The sequence below is a fragment of the uncultured Methanobrevibacter sp. genome (assembly GCF_900314615.1).
Classification (GTDB): domain Archaea; phylum Methanobacteriota; class Methanobacteria; order Methanobacteriales; family Methanobacteriaceae; genus Methanocatella.
On record NZ_OMWA01000030.1, the window covers coordinates 74,435 to 99,138 of the forward strand.

A 24,704-nucleotide genomic window follows, 5' to 3' on the forward strand; every position below is an offset into this window, starting at 1 on the left:
AAATATATTTATATACCTTTTTATAAAAATTTATGTATGTCTGAACATGCACAATGGGATTCGTCATTGGCTTTTATTTTTGCTATGATCGGGGCTGCTGTTGGGTTAGGTAACATTTGGCGTTTCAGCTATGTACTGTATTCTAATGGTGGGGGATCATTTTTCATTCCTTATTTTGTAGCAATAGCTATTATGGGGGTTCCTTTTTTAATATTAGAATATGGTGTGGGATTCAGTTTCAAGGAATCGTTTTCAAAGATTCTACGCAAAATCAATACGAAATTTGAAATTATTGCATGGATACTGGTCCTTTTCGTTTTTATAGTAACTATTTATTATATGGTAATCCTGAGCTGGGATCTGGTTTATCTTCTAAGCAGTTTCACATTCAACTGGGGAACTAATACAGCTGAATACTTCGTACAGACTGTAGGTGGGAGTTCAAACCTTTCAAACGCAAGTTTCCTGCTTATACCTACAACAATCGGGGTTCTGGTGCTGTGGGTTTTATTATGGTTCATTTCACACAGGGATGTGGATAAGGGAATCGGTAAAGTTTCAAAGATTTTAATTCCTGCCCTGTTTATCATTATGGCCATAATCATCGTTTACGCACTGACATTGCCTGGTGCAGGCATAGGTATAAATACGCTGCTTAAACCTGACTGGAACATGCTTTTGGACGTTAACATATGGCTCGCTGCTTTTGCCCAGATTATCTTCTCATTGAGTATGGGTCAAGCTATTGCTCTTACATATGCAAGCTATCTGCCTGAAAACTCAAAGCTAATCGACAATGTTTTAATCGTTGTTGCATCCAATTCACTGTTTGAAATCTGTACTGCATTCGGTGTATTTTCAATTCTTGGATACATGTCGGTTACCGCAGGTACTCCTATGGTTCAGCTTGTAACTGAAGGAACAGGTCTTGTATTTATTGTGTTCCCTATGATTTTCAACATTATGGGTCCTGTCGGTCGTGTACTTGCGCCATTGCTATTTTTAGCAATTTTATTTGCCGGAATCACTTCCGCTTTGGGATTTTTGGAGCCGATGCTCAATTCAACTTCCGTAAAACTCGGATGGTCACGTAAAAAGACAGCAACAATTTTGGCTGTCATAGGATGTATATTCTCCCTGATTCTTACAACCGGAATCAGCAGCTATCTTGTCGGAATCATCGACACATTCGTAAATGAGTTCGGAATACTTCTATTAATTGGTGTTCAGTGTATCATATTTGCATGGTTTTACGGTGTCGAGCACTTCCTTCCTGCACTTAACGAATCCTCAACATTTAAAGTAGGTACAATCTGGACATTCGTAATCAAATACCTGCTTCCAATTGTTTTAATTGTAATGTGGGCAATAGGAATTATCCAGCTGTTTTCAACAGCAAAACAGTTTGAGATAATTGTGGATGTGATAATCATAGTTGCAGTAATGGTATCTGCATTTATTCTGACAAAAATCAGACCTGCAAGTGGGGATAGTTAACACTATCTTCAATCTTTTCTTTTTTTGCTCCAAATTATCTTGTCATTTAATTGATTTTAGATATTGTTAAATTAATTTCAATTTAAAAAGTAGTTGAATTATTAATTGTTTTTGTTAATATTTTTATCTTCACGTTGTTTTTTAAAAAAAGTTAGTGCTTTATCTACCATATAAAAAATAAAACGGATAATTATTTCTAATATCCGTTTGCCGCCTGCACTTCAAGGTATGTCTGATACAGCGCATATGCCCAGACAAGTATTGAAATCCATGAGAAAATGAATATCACCCACATGCCCAGAATGTTCAGGATAACGCTTAGAGCAAAGAATATAAGTCCTTTTTTCACATCTCCAGCATAAACGATTCCGATTCCGGTAAAAATAAGTGACAGCACCAACGCAATTACCATATTTTTTTCAGCCATGTCTTATCCTCCTTTAATTGTTGGATATAGTTTAGTTTATGGGAGGTTCTATTTAAATGGTAATGCAAACTTGAGTAAACATTAAGTGTATCTTAGGATTAATCCCAAGATAAACTTAAACTAAAAAAATTTTTAGTATAACACGGGAGTGTGTTACATAGTATATTCTTATTTAGATATTATTTAAAGATTTACTTATTTTTACATGCCTAAATCATGATTTGACTGATTTTTGTTCGCCTAAATTTAAAAAAAGTAAATTTTTTTTAACTGTTTGTGTTAGTGTGGGCTTTGATTTTTTGTTTGATGATTTTCTCTCAACTGCTTTTCACGTGTCTTATTTTTTTACATGATGGTATCAATATTTTGAAATCCTTTTGCCAATAACTTTTTAGCAACATCGAGTTTTCCTTCATTTTTTCCTTTTTTTAGTAGATATCTGTCTGTGGGATTTAGCATCATAGGTTTTCGCCTTGTATTTGTTCTTTTTGTTATTTTGTTTGGTGAAAAATAGTATGGTTAGGAAATGTTTATTTTTTATTTCAGAATGTCTTCTTTGGTTAAATCTGTTAATTCTATGATTTCTTCAATTTGGAATCCTTTTGCCAATAACTTTTTAGCAACTTCAAGTTTTCCTTTTTTTAGTAGATATCTGTCTGTGGGATTTAGCATCATAGGTTTTCGCCTTGTATTTGTTCTTTTTGTTATTTTATTTGGTGAGAATAGTATGGTTAGGAAATGTTTTCTTTCAAGAGGTCTTCTTTAGTTAAACCTGTTAATTCTATGATTTCTTCAATTTGAAATCCTTTTGCCAATAACTTTTTAGCAACATCGAGTTTTCCTTCACGTTTTCCTTCACGTTTTCCTTCACGTTTTCCTTCATTTTTTCCTTTTTTTAGTAGATATCTGTCTGTGGGATTTAGCATCATGTAAGTTTCCTCCTCATATTTTTCAATTTCTTTTTCATTTAGCATATTCACACTCAGCACGTCGAGCAAATATATGATAGCCTTTTTTTGATTGATGTCCATTCCTGAATTTTCTGCGATTCTTTCAATTAATTTACGTGCTTTTAAAAGGATTTCCAGTTGAGATTCATCGTAGTCGGTGTAGACTATCATCTGCAATGATGCAATGTCCATGTCGGTGATTTCCTTATTGTGTTTAAGTTTATCTTCAATGTTTTTAAATATTTCTCTTGCTTTATAATTCTTAAGGGAGATTATATGCATGGTGTATGTGCATTCGTCATTGATTATGAATTCTTTTTTAGTGTAAGGTACTTTTTCTATGCATAGAATGAATAATTCCACATCATTGTTTTTAAAAATCCTCATTGACGCTACATATTGGAAAAATCGCTTTATATCCTCATCTGTGGGGATCTTTGATTGGCATTCGATTATGAGGCTGATAATCTTATCATCCTTCAATGCCTCGCCTGCAAAGTCTATGCGTGAGATGCCCGGACCAATAGTCGTGAACTCCGAGAGCATCACGGATAAAAGTCGGTAGGGGATACCTATGAATCTGAGCAGTCCGTTTGCACGTTCCTGCAGGATACTCTTGAAATTATAGTCATGGTAATGAGGATATTCCATGCCTGAACTTTGATTTTTTAACTTCATAGTAAGTAATATTGAATATATCATATTTAAAATTATCTTTTTTATATATAAATAACATTTATTAAGTTATACTGTTTTTAAACAGATTTAAAGCAATTTTGATATTGCCTTGGAAAAAATTAGTTGTGGTAAAAAAATCATAAGAATGATAAAATCTTCCGGAATCATTTGACAGAATTTAAGATGTTCTTTTTAAAGTTTAATTGGATTGGTGGGATTTTCAGATTTAATGTAATCTATTATTTACATTTTTAGGATAATCTGTTAAATACTATGTTTTTTTTTCAAAATCGGATACAAACTTAAATATTTTAAAGATTATATCAAATATTATAGACTTATTCATTGGTGTGTTATGAATAAAAAAATGATTGAATATCTGATTATTGCAACTGCCCTAATCCTTTTGGTTTATGGCGGTTATTCCATTATGAGCTATGAATACAGGGATTCGCAGATTGATGTAACCGATTCTATATTTGTGACCTATCCGTCCAGTTCTGAATACAATGTTGTAGGGGATAAGGTTGAATTCAGAAATTCCGCATATGATTTCTATAATATGGATATCAGCAAGCTGAACTCAACTGACGGGAGACTTTCCAATCTGCTGAACCATTTCGCTAAAGTCAGTCAGGGAACAATTGATTATAAAAATGAAAGCTGCTATCTGCTCACCATGGAATTTGATGACGGAAGCGGTTTTAAATACCATTCAATGATTATTCCTTTTGATTCATTCAACAAGGACAATTTGACTTTTACAAAACCTGCAACTGTGTATCTGTTTGAAGCAAACAACAGGGAATTTGTAGTAGATACTGCATTCAACAGCAGGGTGATATTATGAATGAAAAACATGATGTTTTTATAAGCTATTCCACCGCAAATCAGGACATTGCCGATAAGATCCATTACACTCTTGAGGAAAACGGTCTTTCATGCTGGATTGCCACCAAAAACATTCCGTCCGGAAGGCTTTATATTGATGAGATTGGAGCAGGTATAAAATCAGCAAAAATGGTTGTTTTAATCTATTCTTCATTTTCACAGGCTTCCAAATATGTAAAAAATGAAATCCACATGGCATATAAGTATAACAAGCCAATAATTTCATTTAATATTGACGGATCTGAGCCAAGCGACCATATGGGATATTATCTCAAGGTGATGCAGTGGCTTGCAGCATATCCTAATCCTGAAAATTATCTCGAAAAACTCGTTTTTGATGTAAGAGAAATTTGCAATGAAGAAAATGACGTTCCGGTCGTGGTTGATTTTACTAATTTTGAAGAAAGTGACTTTTCAAAGCATAAGCGTGACTGGATTTCCCTGGCTTTGCTGTGTCTGCCGATTTACTGGACATCTTTCATATATATGGGAATTACAGCCAACAAAAAGAAATGGGTTTTGATGGGACTTCTGTATATGATTCCGACAGTGATGCTTTTAATGATATATTTCCAGATACTGGACTATCTGTTTCTGTTATATCCGATGTTTATTCTTTTTGCTGTGATATTTGTTCTTTTCTGGATTCTGGCAATCATACACGGTCTTTTAATCAGAAATGAATTTTTAACATTAAAGGCGATTTTAAGATTCTCCTCTATGGATGATGAGCTTTTCAATTATCTGTTTGAAGGATACATTAACGCCAAATGAGGGGTTTTGATATGAGTCATGAAGTTTTCATATGCTATGATGAGCGGGACAGGGATATTGCCGATGCAATCTATAATATATTTGACAAAAACGGCATATCTTCCTGGATGAAGGCTCGCGAAATGTCTGGCGATGATTCTGTTGACAAGATTACTACTGCAATTGAGCAGTCTGACTCATTTCTCTTTATTCTTACAAAAAATTCTAAGAACACCAATTATGTCATTACCGAAACCGACATTGCATTTTCCAGGGAAGTTCCGATTTTAATATTCAATATTGATGATACAAGATTGAGGGGGAATCTGGAGTTTATTCTGCAGAATCCAACAGAACTCAATGCATTTCCCGACTGCAAAACCCAGCTTGAGGCTATGCTTCGAAAGATTTCAAATAGGAGGGTTTTATCACCTCAAATTGACTCTGAATATCTCGGTGTTATTGAAAAAAGAAATCCTCGCCGTGTGCAGAATATCATTAGAAAGTATGCTCGCATTGCTGTTCCGGTGCTTTTGGTGCTGCTTTTTATCTATTTTGTAATTGTTCTTCCCGCCGGTCAGAAAACGACTGATGACGGTGTATTTGCAATGAACATAACTCACGTTGATGTTTCGCCTTCCGGAGGCGATTTCAAGTATGTAGTTCACGGTGAATCCTATAATTTGCCTTCCGATAAGGAAAAGTATTTCATGAACATTAAATTTTTCGATGAAAGGGATACGCTGGTATATGAAATAAATTCAACGGCAGATGAGTTTAAATCAGGCATAATATGTACAGGTTATCTTAAAAGTGATAATGTAACTCATATAGGCTTCAGACTGGCTGATTTAGATGATAACGAGCTCTGTCGTCAGGATTATGTCATGAACGGTTAATTATTTGACTGTGATTTTTACTTTTTTGGAAACCTTGTTGTAATATTTGCTTCCTTTATATGTGACTGTAGCTTTGAAAGTTCCTTTTTTAGTCAGTTTCAGCTTAAATGTGGCAATTCCTTTTGAATTGGTTTTTGCTGTGTATGTCTTGCCTTTGACTTTAATTGTAACTTTAACTTTTTTCATAACTTTTCCGAGATTGTTTTTAAGAGTTATGGTGTACTTTTTGCTTTTTGTTTTTACTTTGAATGTTTTCTTTTTGGCTGTAAGTTTAGGTGTTGCCTTTTTGACGGTCACTTTAACTGTTGTGTGTGCTGAAGTGTAGTATCCGTTGTCCTCAAAGCTGATCTGTGCGTAATATGTATTAGGTGCCAGATTTATCTTCATGCTGTCACGGCCCTTTGAATCTGTAACCAGAAATGTTGTCTTTCCATTTACCTCAACGCTTAACGGTGCATCTGAGATAACATTTCCGGTGCTGTCTTTTAAGGTTATAACAAGCTTGTCTGACTTGCCGTATACTTTTACAAGTGCAGATGCTATAATTGCTGGTGCGGTTCTTCCGAATTCATCAGTAATCTGGAGAACTGCCGGTTTTGTGCTATATTTGAGCTGATCGTTTGTAAGTGTACCTGAAATGGTGTATGTTCCATAGTCCAGAGAACTTGTATCGAGATAATATCCTTCATAATCTTTTGAATAGTTTAGTAAAAGCTGGACTCTGTTTTTGCTCTGGTCGGTCAGTGTAATATTAAGCTTTCCGAGTCCTGTTGTGTATACTGAGTTTCCTTCATCATCCTCCAGACGGCATATGCTGACTGTCTTGCCTTTGACTGTGTTGAGGTTTGCAAAAACCAGATAAAGCGGCATACTGGAATCTATTCCGTTAACGTTATAGTGGACAATTTCTCCTTTAACGTCAATAGTGTTGTTTTTCAAATCCAGTTTTCCGTAAGCCGGATTTTCATCGCGGTAGTGATAGGAATATTCGATTGCCGGGATGTCCTGGCCTGATGTGATATTTGTATTATCAACACTGATGTAACCTGTGCTGTACAGGGCGCTTCCCCAAGTTGCGGTGTTGTTTGTGAGATTTGACTCTTCTATTTTTGTAGATGCATCACTGTAAAATGCTCCTCCGCTTCTTAAAGCATTGTTCTGTGTAAAGTTGCATTTTGAAACATTCAGATATGCCATTGACTCTTCATCCGGAGCATATATGTATATTGCACCGCCGTAATTTGCACTGTTGGCTTCAAAGCTTGAGGCAGTGAGTGTGTAAGTTCCATTTTTATAAAAATCAATGGCTCCTCCGTATGAATGGCCAGTATTGTCTTTAAACAGGCTGTATGAAATCTCAGCATTGTTTAATGCAAAAATTGCACCGCCGAAGTTTGAGGTATTGTTTGTAAATTCGCAGTTGATAACTGTATGATTTCCATTTCCGCTCATGTAAACTGCGCCTCCGCTTTGGCCAGCTATGTTGTCTGTAAAAATGGATTTGATGATGTTTATTTCATCATTGCCATAAACTGCTCCTCCATAAATGGCAGAGTTATTCCTGAATTCGGTGTGGTTAACATTTACCTTTCCCATGCTGTAAATACATCCTCTGACATTGTCTGCAGTGTTTTCTGCAAACCTTGAATCGTTAATTATTGTGTTTGAAATAAAGCGTGAATAATAACTCTCATATTCATGGGAATAAATGGCACCTCCATATTGGGCATGATTGTGTGTAAAATCACTGTTAAATACATAAAATTCGCTTGTTCCGTCATTATAAACTGCACCTGCATGAGTGGCCGAATTGTTTATGAATCTAGAGCTGTCAATGACTTTCACTTCATTGACGGCACCTCCTGTGCCTGTAGCGGAATTGTTTGTGAAAGTACAGTTCACTATCAAATCACTTTTGAATATGGCTCCTCCGGAACTTGCTTTATTGCCAATAAATAGTGAGTTGTAGTAGCGTGACTGGGTAAATTTGCTCATTCCGCTGTTTGTTCTTATCATTTGCCATTCTGTGTTGTAAATAGCTCCTCCGCTTTCTGGGGAGGTATTGTTTATGAATCGGGAGTCATAGACGTTCAGGTATTTGCTGGTATAAAGAGCTCCGCCTGAATCGGCATCCGCATGGTTGTTTATGAAATCTGAGCGATAGATGTTCAGATTGTCATAGGAATATACTGCTCCTCCACCATAACCTCCAAATGGATTTTTATAATATTGATCGTCATTTCCGGTAACGGAATTGTTCATGAAACTGGAATCATAAATGTTTATCTTATTGTGGGAGCTTATAGCGCCTCCTGAATTTTTAGCAGAGTTGTTTTCAAAGATGCAGTTTAAAAATTCATTTATATATGCATTGGAAAATACTGATCCGCCTGAGTTTGCAGAGTTATCTGTAAATGAGCAATTTTCAAAAGTGTTTCGATAGACGCTGGACATTACAGCCCCTCCATTGTATGGGGCGGCGTTTCCTGTGAAATTTGTGGATGTAAACATTACTTTTCCAAGACCTTCCATATAGACTGCAGAACCGTGTATGTCTGCTGTGTTGGCCTCAAAGTGTGAATCTATTATGTATGTGCTTTTGCCTGAAATCAGATAGAGTCCTGCACCCATTTTGGCTGAGTTATTGATAAATCTGCAGTTATTTAAAGTGATGTCGAATAATGAATAGATTCCACCTCCGTTTTGAAGAGCATGTGAATTTATGAAGCTGCAGTTGTTCAATGTGACGTTTTTAGCTGCAATAAATATTCCTCCACCGTTTGAGGATTGTGTATTGCTGAATATGATGTCATTTAAAACGACATTGTCTGCGTCAATGTAAAATCCTGCGGCTTTACCGAGTCCGTTTATAATGTGTCCGTTACCGTTTATGGTTAAAGACCTGTTTACATGCACGCCATATTCTCCATCATCGAATTTTTCACTGTAGAGATAATCCTTGTCAAGGCTGACGATGTCTTTTGCATTGTTTATAAGATCCTGAATTGCATTAAATGAGGTATCGTCATCATTCTTTTTGACTGTAAAGTTGAAAGTGACGATATTGGACTCAAAGAGATTGTCCTTGTACTGTGCGGACAGTGTGTGGTATCCTTCCTCAAGATTGACATTCAGATTTGCCGCTCCGTTCCTGATTTGGGCATAATATGTGCGGTTATCGATTATGAATTTTACAAGACAATAGTTGATGAAATCGGTGTCAACGTCACTGAATTCGACTCTGATATTGAAATTATTTGTGTTTACTGTGTCAAATTCATCTATTTTTATTGTGATGTCTTCCAGATTGATGTTTTGGGTAAATGCCTTTATGCATGCAACATGGCATGAATCCGCATAGTCATAAAGGTCAAACCAGGTTTCACCGTCAAGACTTATGAATGAAACGTTCCGGCTGAAAGTCTTTTTGGTAATTTCTTCTGCAGAACATACGGGGATGCAGTTGTAGCCTTTGTTGTGATTGTTTACGGCAATTGTAAACTCATCGCCTTCATCCAGCTGAATGATTGTGTTGAATGCTATTGTGGAATATCCTGCTGATGAAGTTCCGTCCTGTGAGAAAGCAAATTCACCGTTTTTATAAACTGAAACGGTAAAATTGGTCAGTCTGTCAAAATATGTTGAAAAGGCAGAAAGAATGCTGTCATTATCAGCTTTGAATGTGTTTTTAAATGATATTGTATCCATATAATGATAAAACTCGCTTACTCCTGCAAAATCATACTGATATATTTTGGTATAAGGATTAACGTCACTGAAAACGAATGTATATGCATGAAGGTTCGGATAAATCTGTTCTGATATCTTTTCATCATATGAAAGGTATCCGAAACCGCCGTTCTCCCAGTCGGGTCCCCAGCTGTTTTTAAATATCCATGCACCATTTGAAGAATTGCCCAGTGAGTCATATCCTCTGTAATTGTCGTCCCAGCCTACAAGTGAAACTGAATGGTAGTCATTTCCCCACTTGAATGTTACTGAAACTGCACCGTTGTCCCTTATTGCCATTTTATACATGTAGTTGTCAGAGCTGTCGGCACGTGCAGGCAGGAACTTGACGTTCTGGATGTGGAACATCGGATTTTGAAGAACTGATATGGATGAGTAGTCGTCATAGTCTTCATTGGACTCATCAATAGGTCCTATCCAGCTTGTAAGGTAACTCAGTATCATTGATTCATATCCTGCATAGTTGGTTTCAAGCTTCATACCGTAAACAGAATATGCTGCCATGAGGTTTTTGGCATTTTCCTCTGAAAAGTCATAGGAAACACCGGTTGCTTTGCTCAGGCAGGTTTCAAGGGTTGCAATACCTGAAAATGCCCAGCAGTTACCGCCATCCTTCTGGTCCTTGACGGAACTGACGTATCCGTAGTCATTTGAATTGTAATATGATGAAAGCACTTCAATTTCGCTTGGAAGTGATGTGAAATCCGCAAATGAACTGTTGATGAGGCTTACAGGATTGAATGATGAGGCTTCATAGATATTGTCGTATTTGGTACTCAGAAATGAATTTCCAAAATCTATTGTGCATGTGTAACTGTTAATCATGTCTGAAAGGTCAATGCTGTAGTTTCCAATAAGAGTATGCCCTTCAAACAGATTATTTCTTGAACCAGTGTATAGATTGCCTGGAAGTCCATTATTGTATAATGATATGTCAATGTCTTCAAACAGATAGACGTTGAGTTTAGGATTTACAAGCCTGTCTGTGAAGCTGATATTGACCGAAATTCTGTGCTTTATCTCATCTGTGATGACGGATGTCAGTTTCAGCTCATCGTCAGTGTCATATATTGTCATATTTACCATACTGTCATAGACTTCATAAACCGGATATGGGAAATATAATGTTGTAGCTGTGGAAGACAGCTGATAAAATATGGGGTTACTTATGATATAATAATCTTCGCCGTTTAAACTTGCTGTAAATTCTGCAAAAGCATAATAATCATTGCCGAAGTAATTAGGTTTGACGTCCTGTTTTTTGCCGTCATAAAATATTGCCGCTCCTTCATTTGCAAAGGCATCTCCAAATGAATTGGATTCCAGATTATATTCGTTCGGAATCCTGGTATAGATTACGCCTCCAATTTCTGCACGGGAAACATAAAACTGGTTTAAATAAACGTTCAGTGTTCCGTAGATGTCATAGATGACTCCTCCGTAGTGGGTTGCATGGTTATGCCCGTATCTGCTGCGGTAAGAGTCCAGAACAGAGTTTATGTTGCATACTGCACCACCAAATTCAGCACTGTTTCCATGAATGTCTGAATTAAAAATGTGAAGTTCACTTTTTGAGTTGTAAACAGCACCTCCGCCGTCTGTTATAGACTTGGAATTGTTTAAACTGCTTTCTTTAATTGTTATATGTGAATTCAGTGATGCAATACTTCCTCCAAAACTGAATGATACTGAATCGTCAAATTTGGACTGATATATCATGACATTGGAATTTTCACAGTAGATGGAACCTCCATAATACGCAGTATATGTTCCATATCTGTTCACGGTAGCATCATCATCACTTGAACTGGTATATGCTGAAAATTGCACGTTATGAATGTTTAAATTTGAATTCAGACAATAGATTGCACCGCCTTTATAGGTAGCGGAATAATGCATGAATACTGTATTTGAAATGGATATGTTTGAATTTATTGCTGCAATGACTCCTCCGTTGAATGCGTCATAAACTCTTTGGAAGTAACATCCATTCAAAATTAGTGTGGATTTGACATTGCCTGGAGGGTCACAGACTATTATTCCTCCATATGAGCTGTCAAAAAGTCCTGAACCGGATTCAATCTCCGGCAAGTTTTGAGGGTCAAACACGTCATTTCCTTCAAAGGAACAGGTGTCCGCTTTCAGTGTGGCCTGATTGAGGATATTTACATTGTTTAAAATCAGATTGTACATCTCAAGATAGGAATTTTGTCTAATTATAAAATCATACTTGTCGGATACTTTGGAGCTTATTACTGCTCTTCCTGTTCCGATTAACTTTGCCTGGCTAATTGTGCATGTGCTTTCCAGTTCGTAAGTTCCCTGTGCAAAGTATGCTGTAACTCCTGGGGTTATTCGCTCTGCATATAAATATTTGTATGGATTTTTCTTTGATCCGTTACCGTCTCTTTCGGCAGATGCATCAAAATAGATTATATTGATATCCTGTGAAATGTTTGCATCGGATTGGGTGATTTCAGTATTGTATGTGTCTGTTCTGCTGTTGTTTTTAAATACGCAGTTGATTGCAGATTTACCATACATTGCCCCTCCCATTCCGGATGCACTGTTGCCTTCAAAATAACTGTTTTTTACTTCTGTCTGGTATAATGCACCACCGTCTCGGGCAGTATTGTTTGCAAAATAACATGTATCTACAGTAAGGGAGTTTCCATGTATCGCTCCGCCGTAATCAGCATGATTTTCAATGAACATACAGTTTTCAGTTCTAAAACCATTGTAGATTGCGCCGCCGTAGTCTGCATAATTTTCAATGAATGTTGAGTTCCGGCATCCTCCTTCAAAGCTTGCACCACCAAATATGGCTGAATTTCCAAGGAAAATACAGTTTATAGCCCAGCCGTATCTCATTGCACCCCCGTAATCTGCAGAGTTTTCAATGAAAGTACAATTCTCACATATCACGCTATTGACGGCGCCGGCTATCCATGATGCGGTGTTTGCAGTAAATGTGCAGTCAACAACTCTGCAGTATTCGGGAAACTGAATGCTGATTGCTCCTCCTTCATTTGCAGAGTTTTCAGTGAAACTGCAGTTAGTGATTGAATATATTTTCATATTTGAACCGAGATAATAAGCACCTCCTTCATGATATGCGAAATTTCCGGTGAAAATGCAGTTTTCAAAAGAACCACCGCAGCTTGCCCCGCCCCGGTAATTTGCGCTGTTTTGTGTAAATCTGCAGTTTACACAGTCAGCGCCAGTGACTGCACCTCCAAAGCCTGCTGTGTTTCGGGTAAAATTACAGTTTGCTGCACTACATTTGCCGTTGATGGCTCCTCCATTGTCTGCTGTATTTCCATTGATAAAGTTGATGTCATGAAAAACAACGTTTGAATTGGCAACATTAAAAATCCTTGCGGAATTGTTCCCGTCAAGAGTAAATCCGTTACCCCACACGGTTATGGCTCGGTCAATGACTATTCCTTTCTTAAATTCCTCATCAAAATCAGAATTAAATGTATAATTGTGTTTCAGGTAAATTTCAGAATTATCGTTGCTGTTTATTTCACTGTTTAAATCAGAAAAAGTTCTGGCCGTTTGCATATCATTGAGTGAATCTTCATAAACTGCGCTGTTTTGTGATTGCGGAAAAGTTTCTGTGGTCTGATTAACTTCATTTGCACTGGCCACTGATATGCTTGCGATAACAATCAGTAATAATAAGAGTGAAAAAACCTTTTTATTAAATATATTTAAACTGTACATGTTCGATATATATTCCGTTAATTTTGAATTTTTTTAAAATCATGGTCTGATTTTTTCATAGGCATAGTTTCCGGCCAGTATAATCACAAAGAGTACAAATATTGCAATAGGTATTGTTATGTAATTATTGCTTTGAATTGCTTTAACAATTCTGGATGGGCTGTATGAATCTTTATCTGAACCGGAATCGGGATTTAACAGGTCTGATATTACATTGCCTAAGCCGGTAAATGCATTTGAAATAGTGCTGGTTCTTATGCCTCTTCGTGCAACATTGGATATGCCTATTTCGCCCTGGGAAGATGATGAACCTTCACCTGATTGTCCCTGTGTGCTGCTTTTACCGTTATTAGTTTCGGAATTTCCTCCATTTTCGTTCGGGTTTGGATCGTTTTCGTTTTCATGCTGATTTTCATTTTCCTGATCTGTTTGAGGGTTTTGATTTGGCTTTGGTATATTTTCACCGCTGTATCCTCTACTTGTTCCTTTAACAGTACTTGCATAGTGGCTGGTATGCTGTGTTGAACTTCTATCAGCACTGGTTCTTGTAACATTTGATGAAATTTTTGAGGTAACTTCAATTGTGCATCCCAGATAATTGTTTACCATGTCGCTGTCGTTGGAATCTGTTGTTGCATTTAAGGAAATGAGATAGCTTCCTTTTTGTTTGATTGTTGTAAATATTGTAAGGACTGCATCTGTTGTGCTGTCTAAATTGCCTATGTTCCAGATTCCGCTTTCGGATGAATATAATCCGTGTGTAGCGTTGTATGATGCAATTTCAAATTCTTCAGGTATGCTTATAAAGACTTTTGAATTTTTTGCCACTCCTTCAGCGTTTTTCGCTGTAATGATAAGTGGAACATCAAAATTCATCTCGTTGATTCCAAATGTGGTTTTTTTGACGTCACCGAGTTTTATTTCAACTGATAAGTCTGAACTGTCGGCGGAAGATAATTCTATAGGATTTTCTTCTGATTCAATCTCCACATTTGCCATGTCCTCACTAACCGGAATGTCCAAAATTGGCGCTTCATCAGATGAAGTCACGTTCAAATCCATATCTTCGATTGCTGTGGCGCTTCCAAGTAAAAATAGCATAGTCAAAATCAGCATCACTGCAAAGGGATATTTGTATTTCATTTTTCCACCAATGTTTATCAAATGCTTAACGATTTGATATTGTATATTGTATTTATATTTGATTTGTACATTAAATTAATGTTTTGGTTTTCTTTATCCAATTAAAATTTAATAATTTTTATATATTCTTCATTTTTTTTCATTTCAGTTGGCTATGGTTAATGATACTGTTCATATTTTGAGATGAAATTTACACTATCTTTTAGTTTTGATTGGTGAGTTAAGGGCTCTGGGCGGGTGTAAAATATTCATTACATCTAATTTTTCTTTAATCGTGGTTTAAAGATATTTCACAATAGTATACAATTAAATATAGCTAATGATAAAGTTATTATCATGTTTAACAGAAAGGTCTTCTTGCTTTTATTCTTATTTTTAATAATTGTCGCAACAGCGTCTGCAGTCAGTGCAAGTGATCTGGCCAATGATACTGTAGCGGACTCAGATAGTGATAAGATTGAAGCAAACGAAAATAATAATATAAAAATCGATGATGAAATAATCGGGGCATCTGATGGGGATGTCCTGAAAGATGATGCTCAATGGGGAACATTCACAAATCTTCAAAAGATTATTGATAATGCAGAAGAAGGGGTTTCAATTACATTCTATTCCAATTATTACTGTGATGATGAATTTGCCAACAGTGGGAAGTATGGAATAGAAATCAGAAAACCCATAACAATCGATGCTCAGGGCAATACCTGGGATGCATGCCATAAAACCGGTGTTTTGCTTATATACAGCGATGGTGTTACAATCAACAACCTGAATCTGATTAATGGTCATGATGAGGAATATTCGGGTGCAGGTGCTTACATCAGAAGCAATGTGGCTACATTCAATAACTGTAATTTCATAAACAATACTGCAGGAAGCAACGGCGGAGCAATTGACACCACGGGTGCTCTTTTTCTTAACCACTGCATTTTCTACAATAATGTTGCTTTAGGAGATGGGGGTGCAATATATGCATATTACCCTATTTATGCCAGTGCGTCTTTAATTATCAATGATACAGTTTTCGATTATAACGGGGCAAAAGGTAACGGCGGTGCCATTTATCTTGACTGCTTTAACCGTGACGGATATTTTGTTGATGGTGCTATAAGCACATATATAAGTCAGTCCATTTTCACAAACAATGATGCAGGTTATCCGGATGCATACGGTACAGGTGAAGCAGGCTACGGTGGAGCAATATTCAATTTTCAGTATTGTGATATTGAAGACACAGAATTCAGCTATAATTATGCAATAAACGGCGGCGGAGCAATATATTCAAACAACGGTATTAGCAATGATAACGGAACCGTTACCCAAATATTCGGTTTGAACATTCACGGCGCTTCCAGGTTCATTGATAATGGCGCCGGAAGATATGGGGGTGCAATCAAGATGTATGCTAATCCGACTTATCTTAAAAAAGGCATCAAGGGTGTTTTAAACATTTATGATGGGGTTCTCTTTGAAGAAAACAGAGCACAAACCGGCGGAGCATTATCAATCATAGACAGCAACTCAAATATCGAGAATGCTCTTTTCATAAACAATCATGCCGAAAAAGAAGGGATAGTTGAAGGCGGAAAATTAGTAAACTGTTATTTTGAAGGAAACAGCGAACCGATCACTTCCAGAACTTCTGTAGTTTGTGATGTCAAACCTCAAATAACTATTAAACAGTCAGGTACATATTATCCGGACAAAAAAATGACTATAACTCTAAAAGATTCCGGGACTGGACTGGTGATGGTGAATCAAAAACTGACAATTGTATTTTCAAACGGTAAAACTGCTACTGTAACAACTAACTTAAATGGAGTGGCCACTTATGCTGTTCCTTTCACAGGAACCGTTACTGCAACAGTCAGCTATTCCGGAACAGGTATCAAGTACAGTTCAAGCCAGAAAGTAGTAATCAAAAAGGCAACTCCAAAGATAACAGCTGCCAAAAAGACTTATAAAGTGAAACTGAAAACCAAATCATACACAGTAACTCTTAAAGTCAACAACAAGGTTATGAAAAGCACAAAACTTACCTTAAACGTCAACGGTAAAACCTACAGTGCAAAAACCAATTCCAAAGGTCAGGCTACTTTTAAAATCAACAAACTGACTAAAAAAGGCACTTTCAATGCAGTCATCAAATTTGCCGGCAATTCCTACTACAACAAGGCATCTAAAACCGTAAAAATAACAACCAAGTAAAGGCTTTGCCTTTACTACTTATTTTTTTTCTTTAAACATGTAATTTGTATTTTAGTTTAACATTTCTGTTTTTTTTAGTGATGATTAATGAATAGTTAATTTTAGTTTCATCAATTTTGCAGTGTGGCCGTAATTTTTTCAGGATTTAAAAAAAATAGTTTTTTTTTAGCTGATTTTCAGGTGGTTGAAGATTTTTTCCATGTGGTGGATGGCATCTTGGACCTCATCTGGTGTGATGTCAATGAATGGCTCATAATCAGCTTTAACTCTCAAATCAAATAGGTCATTTAGTTCACTTTGCATATTTTTTTCTCCAAATTTATTTAATGCTTCTCGAACTTGCTTGTGTTCCCCCATTCGAGTTTCACTGTCATCAAATTCCCATGGACGTTTGATTTTAAAGTTTTTAATGTCTTCAAGCCATAATTTGCAGTATAGGTATGCACTGTAGTATGCTCTGTTGATTATGCTTGCATTAACACACCATTCATCACAGTTCTCTGGAATTAATTGATTTTTTAACATTTTCATGCGTAATGTTAACAGATACAGTTGGAATTGGGGATATTTTTCAATATCGATTGTTCACCTCCATTTATAAGATATTATTGTATTTCTTGAAAATTGGGTGATGCCATGAACTTTTGAAAATTTGTCCATGTGGTCGTAAAGTTCTGATAATGTTTGATCAAGAACTTCTTCACTTGTTCCATTCACTTTTTCAAAACGGAAGATATAATCCTGTGTATCGATGTCCGGTCGTTCCTGTAATGTCATTTCACCTAAAAAGTCGTAGTTTTTTGCAAAACTTTGGATTTCTTTGGTGTAGAGTTCTTTTGCAGGTTCCATCTGCCTTTTGAATCTTTCAAGTCTTGTTGTCATTTTTCACCTCACAAATTTTCATGGAAAATCCGGGTTTCCTGTTTATTATATTTTATTTAATTAAATATAAATTTAACCTTTTTTAATTCTTTTATTTGTGAATTGGAGTCATTTTTGTGAAGTTAGAACAATTTTGATAAGTGAGTGCAATTTTTAATTTGGTTGGGAAAATTTTCATATATCTGGTGAATTTTTTGATATTATTTTTAATTGTGTTTTTTTCTGTTAAAAATAGTTTTTTTAAAATTTAATGCTTATATTGCAGGATTTACTCCTACAATACCAACCTTAAGCATTAAATTCTATTATCAATCTTTCGAGATTTCCTCAATGGAGGTGTTCTCTTGTGAATATTTTAATGGAAAATAGTATATAAATGTAATCATTTGATATGGGTAGTTAGATGGTGTTTTTTCTGTTAAAAATAGTTTTTTTTAAAATTTAATGCCTATATTGCAGGATTTANNNATCTTTCGAGATTTCCTCAATGGAGGTGTTCTCTTGTGAATATTTTAGAGGAGATAGTATATAAATGTAATCATTTTTGAAATATGTAGTTGGATAGTGTCTTCTCTGGTAAAAAGACCTCCGCGAAAACATTTAGGGTATTTTCTAAACGTCCTTCATTGAAAATTGATTTTTGTCCAATTACATATCTGGAGGTGTCTGTGAGATATTATATATTTTGTTTGATGATGGTTATCATGTTTTTGATATTAAACATGTAAGTCACCATTAGAAATATAATTATCTCCATTGGAGACACCTCCCTTTAGATTGGTTGTGTAGGAGACATCATTCAATTTTTTTAAGAAATTGATGATGGTTGCTGAGTATGTTTTTGAAATTATTTTCATACTCACCACCTCCTTTTTAGTTTATTGGAGGCCTGTTTGAAGGTTATTTTTCTTTATCTTTTTATTTAAATCTTGTTGAAGTCATTAAGTAAAATTGCTCTCATTTCATTTAGATTATCTCTTTTAGATCTTTTGTAGTGGTTTATTATTCATTTTGATGCTGAGTTTATGGCGGGTTCATATGCCTTTTTGATCCATTGGAGTTTCTGTATTTTTAATTTTGGATGGTTTAAAAGTGTTGTCAGTTTATATAGTGAGATTTATAAATAAATTAATATCAAACATCTGTTTTAGAACTAAAAATTAATTAATTTGGACATATTATGAATCAAAAAGAAATTTTTTACAAGGAAAAGGAAAACTGCAAACTTCCATTTTCTCATGTCATGGACGACCTGCCTGATGCCTCTTTAAAAGTAATTGATGATTTATATGGGGCGGCAACTGTTTTGAGTATGGAAAATTCCAAAAAGCATACTAAAATTCTTTTATCACTTTCCATTGTTGGAACTTTAATCACTATTTCATTTTTAATTTATGATGAAGTGGAGTTGCACGGTCTTATTCTGGCATGTGTCGTGTTTGTTTTCTTTTTATTTTTTATTCATAAAATGGCCGATAAAGGGGAATATCACAGAAAATATCTTGAATATAGGGTTCTTGCAGAATCTCTGCGTGTTGAATTTTTTTTATCAATGGCAGGTGTTGAAAAACATGTGACTGATATCCTGCCGTGGTTTATTAAAAAAAGCATTCCATGGGTTGAAGAAATTTTAATGTCTCTGCCTGACATACAGTTGAATGAAAAACTGCCTATTCTGGACTGCTGGATCAGGGATCAAAAGTCATACCATGAAGGTGCAATAATCAGGGCAAAAGCCAAGAAAAAGAGGGATACTAATATTACAAGATTTGCTATCGCCATTACATTATCTACTTTTGCTTTTGGAGTATTTTTTGAATTTTTCGTTTATACTAATTATTCCGGCAATCTTGATTGCGAATCGGTTCGTGTTATTCTTAAAATACTTATAGGAACAATGTCCGCTATTACTCTGTTTACTGGAAGTTATTATGGTAAAATGTCTTTGGATAATATAATCAATAATAGTAAAAGGATGATTTTATTATATGGAAAAGCTGAAGAGGATGTTTTAAAAAATGGGGAAACCGAAGAGCTAATAATCTTTTTGGCACGTGAATTTTTAATTGAAAACAGTACATGGTATGCTTATCAGAGTGTAAACAAACCGGATATAGTTATATGATGCAATTTATTTATGGAGGAGTTGTTTAATTATGGACGAGTTACTGGAAAGATTATCTGAACTTGAGCATGTTCAATGGCAGAATTGGTCTAAAAGCGTATCTGGGGATTTAAAACGTTTGATTGAGTTATGCGACAAGTTTAGTGATAATTTAAATGATGAAGAAAAAGAATTTATCAATTCTCAAAAAGAAAGACTGATTCGATGGGAAGGCATGTGGATACCATATGATGAACTGAGTGAAGATTTAAAGGAATTGGACAGGAATTATGCTAGAAAAATCATGGATGAACTTTAATTCATTTAAAAACTGATTGAATGAGGGTTATTGTGATTTGAAAGCTAAACTTAAAACTTTTTTTACAAATTTAGAAAATGAGGGTGTTAAAGCATGATTTTAATGCTTTAACTTATCTTTGAATCTATAATTCAAATCTTTTTTTTTTAAGATTTATTTTTTGAATTAGTAATATTTAATCTGATTTTTTAAATTTCACCGGGTTTTCGGCCCAATAATAATATACATATATATTGCTTCGTCGATAAATATTGTATTGTATATTTGATTTAATTTAATTTTATTGAAATGGAGTTATTATTTTTCATTAAAATTGAACATTATAAATATCGAGCATGTAAAATCATGTTTTTTTTCATAATATGGAGATTTAATATGAAGGTTAAAAAAACAATAATCTTGCTGACGCTTGTCGTTTTTCTCGCAAGCCTTGCAAATGTATATGCAGGTGAAATGGATGATGCACTGGCAAGTGAAGATGCAAGTCAAATAGGAGTGTCCTCAACAGTCGAGGATAACCTCCAGGCAAGTGAAGAAAATGCTATGGTGGAACAAACAGGTAATCACTATGCAGATAAACTTTCAAGCTCAGGGGAATTTGATGAGCTTCAAAAATTAATTGATAATGCTTCAGACAATGGCATAATCAATTTTGAGCATAATTACACCTACACAGTAGGTACAGACACTATAACTGAGGGAATAAGTATAAGCAAGAACTTAACAATCAACGGTAACGGATTTGCAATAGACGCACAGGGCAAATCAAGGATCTTCAATATTGACGGCGGCACAAATGTGCTTTTAAACAATATCCTATTCACAAACGGATTTAGCGAAGGCAACGGTGGAGCAATACTTGCATATGGTAACGTGAATATTGCAGGGTCCAGTTTCATCAACAACACAGGATATGATGGTGGTGCAGTTTACTTCTCCGATGCTGGTAATGTGACAGATTGTAGTTTTTCAGACAACACTGCAACAGGTTACGGCAGTGCTGTCAGGATGCTTTCCGGTAGTGTGTCAAATTCTAATTTTACAGACAACATGGGAGATCATGGTGCTGTCAATATGGGTTCAGGAAATGTGTCAAATAGTAATTTTGTAAATAATACTGCTTCTAATGATGGTGGTGCAGTTTACATCTTTAAAACAGGTGCTGTGACAAATTGTACTTTTACAAACAACACTGCAAAAAGCGGTAATGCAATTTTTATTAGTAAAGGTAACATTTCCGGCTGTGACTTTAGGAATAATTATATAAGTAAAGGCGCAATTCATTCAGTATCCGGAAATATTACTTTGTCCAATAATATTTTGGATGATAATGATGTTATAGAGAGTAATAATTTCGCATATATTCAAAATTTAATAGACAAGGCCAATAGCGGGGATACAATCTTAATAAATGGATCATATTATGGTTTTGGAATACCAATCAGAGTTACAAAAAGTTTAACATTAATTGGAGAAAATAATGCAACATTAGATGCAAAAAATCTATCAAAAATATTTTATATAACTGCAGACAAGGTTGAAATTAAAAACATACACTTCACAAACGGATACTCACAAAACGGAGGTGCAGTTTACTTCAATAAAACCGGTATTGTGTCAAATTGTACTTTCACAAACAACACTGCAAATGAGGATGGTGGTGCACTCTACTTCAATTGTTCCGGCACTGTTGAAAATTGTAATTTTACTAACAACAAAGCAACTGGAGATTACGCTTGTGGTGGTGCAGTTTGCTTCTTGAATACTGGTACTGTGTCAAATTGTAATTTTGTTGATAACAAAGCAACTGGAGATTACGCTTGTGGTGGTGCAGTTTGCTTCTATGATGAGGGTAGTGTGTCAAATTGTAATTTTACTGATAACACTGCAGACTATGCTGGTGGTGCAGTTTGCTTCTTGAATGGTACTGTGGCAAATTGTAATTTTACTGGCAACACTGCAACTAGATATGGTAGTGGTGCAGTTTACTTCTTGGATCAAGGTACCGTGACAAATTGTAATTTTGTTAATAACTCTGCTTCTACTCATGGTGGTGCGGTTTACTTCTATGGTGAGGGTAATGTGTCAAATTGTAATTTTACTGGCAACACTGCAACTGGAGATGGTGGTGCTATCAACATGGGTTCTGGTAGTGTGTCAAATTGTAATTTTATTAATAACACTGCAGGTAAATCCGGCGGAGCAGTATGTGTTGATGAGGTTTACAATGCTTCTAAAATCGACTCAACATTCATTGACAACCATGCAAATAACGGTGGAGCAATATACTTCAACGGAGGAATAAGCAATGTCACAATCAGCGGTCTTTATAAAGGCAATGTTGCTCAAAGAGGTGGTGGTGCGATATTTGTGCGTGGAAAATCCATGAACAATAATTTCACTGCTGATTTTATAGCTAATGAGGCTAGAGCTGCCAGTGGTGGAGCAGTATTTATTTATAATCATGCTGACAATAACACATTTGAAGGCAGTTTTGCTGACAATTATGCTATCTACGGTGGAGCAATGTTTTTCTACAACAAGGCAAACAGTAATGTATTCAATAGTGAATTTGTAAATAACACTGCTAAATCCTGCGGTGGTGCAATCTTTTTCTACAACACTACTGATGGAAATAACTTTACAGGTGATTTTACTGCTAACAGTGCTTTAGGTGAGGTTGATGAGAGTGTTGGAAACGGTGGTGCAATAACATTTAAGGACACTTCATCCAACAGTATCTTCGCTTGTGATTTCATTAATAACACTGCTAATTTGAACGGTGGGGGCGTAAACTATCGCCAAACTCCATACAACATAACATTCAACAGTAATTTCATAAATAACACTTCTCCTAGAGGTGGAGGAGTTAATTTCTTTGATACATTTGAGAATGTAATATTCAATGGTGATTTTGTTGGAAACTCTGCTCTCAAAGGTGGTGCAATCGCTGTTGTTGACGGTATTATTGAAGGTGTCACATTCACCGATAACCGTGCTGAAGAAGGTGGTGCGGTTTACATTAACGGTACCGGTGAAGTGTCAAACTGTATTTTCACCAACAATACTGCAACTGATGAGTATAGTGGTGGAGGTGCCGTCTACATCGGTTCAGGTAATGTGACTGACAGCATTTTCATATCCAACAGGGCAACCAGTGCTGGCAGTCTTGGAGGTGCAGTATTAATTAAAAATTCAGGTAATGTGACTGACTGCAGATTTGAAGATAACTTCGCAGGCTTTGGTGGAGCTGTCGCAGATGAATTTAATGTTAATGTGAATAATTGTGATTTCACAGCTAACCGAGCATCAGTTGAGGGCGGTGCTCTCTATATGGGTTCAGGTAATATTGTAAATTCCAATTTCGCCAACAACAATGCAAGTGATGAGGATAGTGAAGGTGACGGTGGTGCTGTTTACGTTGACAGGAATGTTACTGTGGTAAATTGTAATTTCACAGGCAATAAAGCTTATAGGGGTTCTGCAATTTACTTCTGGGTTATTGGGGATTTCAAATACGTCAGGTCCATTTCCCATTCTACTTTCCTGAACAATAGGGCAAGTATGGATTCTTTATCTCCATTTACTTTAACAGTCAATGAAAATAATATTGAAATCGCTTTTGAGGGTTACGACAACCTTTTAAATGCAATACTGTCCAGAAAGATGAGTGATGTCAACATCACAAACGTTACTTACTGGGGAGCTAATGGTGTTGAAAACACAGGGGATGCCACCATTGTGCCTGCCATGTTATATACTGAAGCAGGTCAGAACGTCACAGTTTCAGGTCTTGTTAACGGTGAGCCTCTAAATCTCAGTGCAGTTACAAATGCTGAAGGTAAAATTGTTTTAAATATTAGCGCAGGGGATAATTATTTCCTCACTGTTCGCCACGACGCAGATTCATACTACTCTGAAGGTGAAAAAACATTCACAAACATGGCTTTCAATGTGAATGTTGTCTCTCAGACAACCTCAAACAGGACTGTTAACCTTACTGCAGAATCCAATATTTTAAGTGAAGTCATGCCTGGTAACTTGGTAGACTTACGGCGGTAACGGTACCTGGTGGGCAATGCATACATTCGATGAATGTGCGGTTTACAAAGTCAATGCAAGCTATGTCGGACTGGAGAATGTAGTTGTTAGGAATGGGACTGTTACTGTTTTTAAAGCACTTTCTAAATTTTCAGATGTTGTCGTAATGAGCAATAATGTTACATTGACCTTGTGTGATGAGAACGGAAATCCGATTTCAGGCGCAAATATTACATATGCTATAGATGGCGTTTCTAATGCTACTGTCAGTGATGATAACGGATCATTTGTTATTGTTGCAGCTTCCGGAGCTGAAATATTTGTCGATTATGCGGGCAGTGAGGATTATGTCGGGTCTAATATTACAATTAAATTGGCTACTCCTCAAAGACAGTCCACAGTTATTGTAGGAGAGGACTTCACACAGTACGCA

General features: G+C 35.9%; 17 protein-coding genes. 9 read left to right on the forward strand and 8 right to left on the reverse strand.

Features of this window, described 5'->3' with window-relative positions:
• The first annotated feature begins 36 nt into the window (after positions 1–36).
• The gene (locus tag QZN33_RS10415; RefSeq protein WP_296792107.1) at positions 37–1,497 is read left to right on the forward strand and encodes a sodium-dependent transporter; all 1,461 of its coding nucleotides are present in this window, start codon (positions 37–39) and stop codon (positions 1,495–1,497) included.
• Between the two features lie 196 nt (positions 1,498–1,693).
• Here QZN33_RS10415 and QZN33_RS10420 read toward each other — a convergent pair whose 3' ends face one another.
• The 3 genes from QZN33_RS10420 to QZN33_RS10430 all read right to left on the reverse strand — a co-directional run bounded on the left by QZN33_RS10420 (position 1,694) and on the right by QZN33_RS10430 (position 3,552).
• Positions 1,694–1,924, reverse strand: a complete 231-nt coding sequence (locus QZN33_RS10420) for a hypothetical protein (RefSeq protein WP_296792109.1) — start codon at positions 1,922–1,924, stop codon at positions 1,694–1,696.
• A 537-nt stretch (positions 1,925–2,461) separates the two neighbouring features.
• A complete protein-coding gene (locus QZN33_RS10425) occupies positions 2,462–2,599 on the reverse strand; it encodes a hypothetical protein (protein WP_296792112.1) in 138 nt (45 codons plus the stop codon).
• 56 nt (positions 2,600–2,655) lie between these two features.
• Positions 2,656–3,552: a hypothetical protein gene (locus QZN33_RS10430; RefSeq protein WP_296792115.1), complete on the reverse strand. Its 897-nt coding sequence runs from the start codon at positions 3,550–3,552 to the stop codon at positions 2,656–2,658.
• A gap of 355 nt (positions 3,553–3,907) precedes the next feature.
• Between QZN33_RS10430 and QZN33_RS10435 the strand changes: the two genes are divergently transcribed.
• From QZN33_RS10435 to QZN33_RS10445, 3 genes are read left to right on the forward strand one after another with little or no spacing between them, the layout of a single operon-like run.
• Positions 3,908–4,402: a hypothetical protein gene (locus QZN33_RS10435; RefSeq protein ID WP_296792118.1), complete on the forward strand. Its 495-nt coding sequence runs from the start codon at positions 3,908–3,910 to the stop codon at positions 4,400–4,402.
• Positions 4,399–5,217: a toll/interleukin-1 receptor domain-containing protein gene (locus QZN33_RS10440; protein WP_296792121.1), complete on the forward strand. Its 819-nt coding sequence runs from the start codon at positions 4,399–4,401 to the stop codon at positions 5,215–5,217. Before QZN33_RS10435 ends, QZN33_RS10440 begins: the two co-directional genes overlap by 4 nt.
• Positions 5,218–5,228: 11 nt before the next feature.
• A complete protein-coding gene (locus QZN33_RS10445) occupies positions 5,229–6,095 on the forward strand; it encodes a toll/interleukin-1 receptor domain-containing protein (RefSeq protein WP_296792124.1) in 867 nt (288 codons plus the stop codon).
• Here QZN33_RS10445 and QZN33_RS10450 read toward each other — a convergent pair whose 3' ends face one another.
• Together QZN33_RS10450 and QZN33_RS10455 are read right to left on the reverse strand one after the other, a co-directional pair.
• Positions 6,096–13,574 carry a lectin like domain-containing protein gene (locus tag QZN33_RS10450; protein ID WP_296792127.1) on the reverse strand — a complete coding sequence of 2,493 codons (7,479 nt, stop codon included), beginning with the start codon at positions 13,572–13,574 and terminating at the stop codon, positions 6,096–6,098. It lies immediately after the preceding gene.
• Between the two features lie 39 nt (positions 13,575–13,613).
• Positions 13,614–14,717 (reverse strand): hypothetical protein, encoded by a 1,104-nt coding sequence (locus QZN33_RS10455; RefSeq protein WP_296792129.1) that lies wholly within the window; start codon positions 14,715–14,717, stop codon positions 13,614–13,616.
• Between the two features lie 336 nt (positions 14,718–15,053).
• Between QZN33_RS10455 and QZN33_RS10460 the strand changes: the two genes are divergently transcribed.
• Positions 15,054–16,925, forward strand: coding sequence for a hypothetical protein (locus tag QZN33_RS10460; RefSeq protein WP_296792132.1), 1,872 nt, complete (start codon positions 15,054–15,056; stop codon positions 16,923–16,925).
• 165 nt (positions 16,926–17,090) lie between these two features.
• On the opposite strand, the gene QZN33_RS10465 is transcribed toward QZN33_RS10460, so the two are convergent.
• From QZN33_RS10465 to QZN33_RS10475, 3 genes are all read right to left on the reverse strand, one after another.
• Positions 17,091–17,456 (reverse strand): HEPN domain-containing protein, encoded by a 366-nt coding sequence (locus tag QZN33_RS10465; RefSeq protein WP_296792135.1) that lies wholly within the window; start codon positions 17,454–17,456, stop codon positions 17,091–17,093.
• A 54-nt stretch (positions 17,457–17,510) separates the two neighbouring features.
• Positions 17,511–17,807 (reverse strand): hypothetical protein, encoded by a 297-nt coding sequence (locus tag QZN33_RS10470; protein WP_296792138.1) that lies wholly within the window; start codon positions 17,805–17,807, stop codon positions 17,511–17,513.
• 716 nt (positions 17,808–18,523) lie between these two features.
• A complete protein-coding gene (locus tag QZN33_RS10475) occupies positions 18,524–18,664 on the reverse strand; it encodes a hypothetical protein (RefSeq protein WP_296792141.1) in 141 nt (46 codons plus the stop codon).
• A 323-nt stretch (positions 18,665–18,987) separates the two neighbouring features.
• Here QZN33_RS10475 and QZN33_RS10480 point away from each other — a divergent pair, with 323 nt between their 5' ends.
• The 4 genes from QZN33_RS10480 to QZN33_RS10495 all read left to right on the forward strand — a co-directional run.
• Positions 18,988–19,932, forward strand: coding sequence for a hypothetical protein (locus QZN33_RS10480; RefSeq protein WP_296792144.1), 945 nt, complete (start codon positions 18,988–18,990; stop codon positions 19,930–19,932).
• 31 nt (positions 19,933–19,963) lie between these two features.
• Entirely contained in the window at positions 19,964–20,230 is a 267-nt protein-coding gene (locus tag QZN33_RS10485) for a hypothetical protein (protein WP_296792146.1), read from the forward strand.
• A 375-nt stretch (positions 20,231–20,605) separates the two neighbouring features.
• Positions 20,606–24,292: a right-handed parallel beta-helix repeat-containing protein gene (locus QZN33_RS10490; protein WP_296792149.1), complete on the forward strand. Its 3,687-nt coding sequence runs from the start codon at positions 20,606–20,608 to the stop codon at positions 24,290–24,292.
• Between the two features lie 16 nt (positions 24,293–24,308).
• Positions 24,309–24,704 (forward strand): hypothetical protein (locus QZN33_RS10495; RefSeq protein WP_394347058.1); only part of this gene is annotated, 396 nt, incomplete at its 3' end.

What these genes read in the sequence shown, in the direction of transcription:
- QZN33_RS10415 (WP_296792107.1), top strand. Translation starts at nt 37, where the DNA reads ATGTCTGAACATGCACAATGGGATTCGTCATTGGCTTTTATTTTTGCT.
- QZN33_RS10420 (WP_296792109.1), bottom strand. Translation starts at nt 1,924, where the DNA reads ATGGCTGAAAAAAATATGGTAATTGCGTTGGTGCTGTCACTTATTTTT.
- QZN33_RS10425 (WP_296792112.1), bottom strand. Translation starts at nt 2,599, where the DNA reads ATGATGCTAAATCCCACAGACAGATATCTACTAAAAAAAGGAAAACTT.
- QZN33_RS10430 (WP_296792115.1), bottom strand. Translation starts at nt 3,552, where the DNA reads ATGAAGTTAAAAAATCAAAGTTCAGGCATGGAATATCCTCATTACCAT.
- QZN33_RS10435 (WP_296792118.1), top strand. Translation starts at nt 3,908, where the DNA reads ATGAATAAAAAAATGATTGAATATCTGATTATTGCAACTGCCCTAATC.
- QZN33_RS10440 (WP_296792121.1), top strand. Translation starts at nt 4,399, where the DNA reads ATGAATGAAAAACATGATGTTTTTATAAGCTATTCCACCGCAAATCAG.
- QZN33_RS10445 (WP_296792124.1), top strand. Translation starts at nt 5,229, where the DNA reads ATGAGTCATGAAGTTTTCATATGCTATGATGAGCGGGACAGGGATATT.
- QZN33_RS10450 (WP_296792127.1), bottom strand. Translation starts at nt 13,574, where the DNA reads ATGTACAGTTTAAATATATTTAATAAAAAGGTTTTTTCACTCTTATTA.
- QZN33_RS10455 (WP_296792129.1), bottom strand. Translation starts at nt 14,717, where the DNA reads ATGAAATACAAATATCCCTTTGCAGTGATGCTGATTTTGACTATGCTA.
- QZN33_RS10460 (WP_296792132.1), top strand. Translation starts at nt 15,054, where the DNA reads ATGTTTAACAGAAAGGTCTTCTTGCTTTTATTCTTATTTTTAATAATT.
- QZN33_RS10465 (WP_296792135.1), bottom strand. Translation starts at nt 17,456, where the DNA reads ATGAAAATGTTAAAAAATCAATTAATTCCAGAGAACTGTGATGAATGG.
- QZN33_RS10470 (WP_296792138.1), bottom strand. Translation starts at nt 17,807, where the DNA reads ATGACAACAAGACTTGAAAGATTCAAAAGGCAGATGGAACCTGCAAAA.
- QZN33_RS10475 (WP_296792141.1), bottom strand. Translation starts at nt 18,664, where the DNA reads ATGAAAATAATTTCAAAAACATACTCAGCAACCATCATCAATTTCTTA.
- QZN33_RS10480 (WP_296792144.1), top strand. Translation starts at nt 18,988, where the DNA reads ATGAATCAAAAAGAAATTTTTTACAAGGAAAAGGAAAACTGCAAACTT.
- QZN33_RS10485 (WP_296792146.1), top strand. Translation starts at nt 19,964, where the DNA reads ATGGACGAGTTACTGGAAAGATTATCTGAACTTGAGCATGTTCAATGG.
- QZN33_RS10490 (WP_296792149.1), top strand. Translation starts at nt 20,606, where the DNA reads ATGAAGGTTAAAAAAACAATAATCTTGCTGACGCTTGTCGTTTTTCTC.